The following is a 2,808-nucleotide window of genomic DNA, read 5'->3' as shown; positions in this document are numbered from 1 at the left end:
CCCGGAGCCCGGCGTAGTAGGCCAGGTGGCAGATCATCCGGTCCCGCACCGAGGCGTCCCGAGCTACGGTGCGCAGGAACCGCAGCTTGGCGCGGGCATCGAGCGCGTGGGGAGCGCTGGGGCGGGCCAGGTGTTCGCGCACTACGTCGGGGCGTCCCGAGCCGCGCAGGGTGAAGAACGTGTCGAGCGCGGCCAGGCGGTTGTTGATCGTGGCCGCCGACAGGCGCCCGCCGCTGCCGGTGCGGGTGTTCTTCAGGGTGCGCCGGTAGTCGCGCACCGCCCAGTCCCGCGCGTTCGGATCGGCCATCGGGTCGCCGTCCAGGGCGCCGGCCTCGCGCGCGTCGGCGAGCCAGGCCAGGAAGTAGCCGACGTTGCGCAGGTACTTGTCGCGGGTGGCCGCGCCCAGGTCGGTCGCCGAGGCCAGCCTCGCGGCGAAAGCCGCGCGCTCGGCGTCCAGGTCGCCGGGCAGCGCCACGGTTCGGCGCGGCCGCCCGGTGCGTGTGTTTCCAGAAGTCGAATCGGCGGCCTGTTCGGCGGAGGAAGATGTGTTTCCAGAAGTCACCCCGCCAGCCTACTTCCGGGAATGCTCGTTTCCAGAAGTGAAGCACTCTCCGCGAAGCGCTGCTGAGGTGGTGCGAGCGCCCGACCGAAGACACCCCGCGCCCCGGGTATTCGCCGTCTTGGGCTCACCTGTCCTCGACACGCCCCCAGTCAGCACCGACAGCAGGGGACGGTTCTCTAGGGTGGCCCTTTTCTGCCACACCTGGCCGTAACCCCTACGCACGCGGAACAATCGCCCTATGGGACATAAGAAGGCCTGGGTGTTGGCCCTGGGCGTGATCGCGTTAGTGCTGGCCGCGTTCTGGCTGGCTCCCCGGGTGCTCCCTGGTCTGGGGTGGGGATTGAACGAGCTCAACCAGGTCGCCGGTATCGCGTCGTTGGCGGTGGCCGTGGCGACCCTGATGGTGGCTTTGTGGCCAGCCCCTCACGAGACCGGTGACGGTGACGTCGTCGAACTGGACCGCGTCCGGACCAAGGGAGCGGTCAAAGGCCGGGTCGGCCCCTCCCCCGTCACGGGCGGGAGCCGGATTCGGCTGCGGCGCATCCGTGCCGGGGGCGACGTGATCGGCCAACAGGTCCACCCGCCCACAGAGCCGCCCCAGTGACCCGCCCCGAGAAGGACGCAAACCTCCCCGCCTCCTACATCGATCAGCGGTGGATCAAAGCCGGCGGCGACGTCATCGGCCAGCAGGTCCTTCACTTGCCCCGGCCCGTGGCCGCCGCACTGCACGCCCTGCCCCCGCCCCCCACCACACTGGTCGGCCGGGCGCAGGACCTACAGGAGCTGCTAGCCGAGCTTGCCCCCACTCCCGCGGAGACCAGGTCCTTTAAAGGCGCTGGGGAGGCCGACCAGGAACAGCAAGAAGTGAACGTCTCAGGTGGGGTGGTGGTCTCCGCTGTGGCCGGGATGGGCGGGGTCGGCAAGACCGCTCTGGCCCTGGCCGCCGGCGCAATCGCCCACCACGAGCAGTGGTTCTGCGCCGAACTGTTCGTGGATCTGCGCGGCTACGCCTCCGGCGCCCAACCCCTAACCGCGGAAGCGGCCCTGGACGTGCTGCTGCGCCAGACGGGGGCGGACCCGAAAGACATCCCGGCGGGGGTGCAGGAGCGGACCTCCTTCTACCGGTCGGCGCTGGCCGCTCTCACCGAGGCCGACGAACGACATCGTCCGGTGCTGGTGGTCGCCGACAATGCCAACTCCACCTCCCAGGTGCGCCCCCTGCTGCCCGGCACCGGCGGGCACCGCCTGGTGGCGACCAGCCGCGGCGGCCTGCACTCCCTGACCGGAGCCCGCCACCTGGACCTGGACATCCTCGGTCTCGAAGCGGCCATCGCACTCCTGACCTCGGATCTAAGCGCCCACACCCCCAAGGACCCGCGCGCCCACGACGATGCGGGACTGGCCCGGTTGGCCCACTTGTGTGGGATGTTGCCGTTGGCGTTGGAGATCGCCGCCGCCTACCTCAAACGCAACCCCCACCTGGCCCCGGACCGGTTGGCCGACCGGCTACAGAACGCCGCCTCCCGAGTGGACAAACTCACCGATCCCGACCGTGACGCCGGGCAGGCGCGGGTACTGCGAGCAGTCTTCGACACCTCCCTGGCCCACCTGCCCCCCGACCAGGCCCGGGTGTTCCTGCTCGTGGCCTCCGCACCGGGACCCACTCTGGGCACCTCAGCGGCCGCGGCCCTGACCGACCTCCCCTTCGATGAGGTCGAGGAGGCGTTGGAGGATTTGGCGGCCGCGCATCTACTCACCCAACCAGCACCCGGCCGGTGGGGAGCCCATGACCTGCTCGCTGACTATGCCCGCACCCACCCCCACCCATCCATCGAACGCGACCAGGCGCTGGCCAGGCTGCTGGACCACTACACCACCACCACCAAAGCGGCCGACACCCACCTGGAGACCCTGGTCGGACAACCTGTCCCCGATCTCTTTCCCGATCGGGACACGGCCCTGGGATGGTTGGACGCCGAGCGCGCCACTCTGGTGACTGCGGCCCTAGCCGCCCCCACCCTCGGACACACCGCTACCGCCATCGCCCTGGCCCTGCATCTGAGCGGGTACCTAAGCCTCAAGCGACGCTTCGAGGACTGCGAGCAACTCTCGCGCTCCGCTCAGATCGCTGCGCACATCATTGGAGATCAATCAGGAGAGGCATCAGCTTGGGGTGGACTCGGCGTTGCCTTGCTGGAAATGCGCCGGTTTGAGGAGGCGATCGACGCCCACACCCACGCACGCGA

The 2,808-nt window shown here is 69.8% G+C and carries 1 protein-coding gene and 2 pseudogenes; 2 read left to right on the top strand and 1 reads right to left on the bottom strand.

Translation table 11 applies throughout. The features are described from left to right. Window positions 1-475, bottom strand: a pseudogene (locus DQW06_RS16575) (site-specific integrase); the annotation flags it as partial. Window positions 476-800: 325 nt separating this feature from the next. Between DQW06_RS16575 and DQW06_RS16570 the strand changes: the two are divergent. Together DQW06_RS16570 and DQW06_RS16565 are read left to right on the top strand one after the other, a co-directional pair. Continuing rightward, complete coding sequence (locus tag DQW06_RS16570; protein ID WP_117198868.1) at window positions 801-1,166, top strand: hypothetical protein; 366 nt, start codon at window positions 801-803, stop codon at window positions 1,164-1,166. Continuing rightward, a pseudogene (locus DQW06_RS16565) lies at window positions 1,163-2,808 on the top strand (hypothetical protein); the annotation flags it as partial. The gene DQW06_RS16570 and the pseudogene DQW06_RS16565, both read left to right, overlap by 4 nt.

Source organism: Nocardiopsis sp. TNDT3 (genome assembly GCF_003427465.1).
GTDB classification, from domain to species: domain Bacteria; phylum Actinomycetota; class Actinomycetes; order Streptosporangiales; family Streptosporangiaceae; genus Nocardiopsis; species Nocardiopsis dassonvillei.
This window is presented reverse-complemented; position numbering and strand designations above follow the sequence as displayed.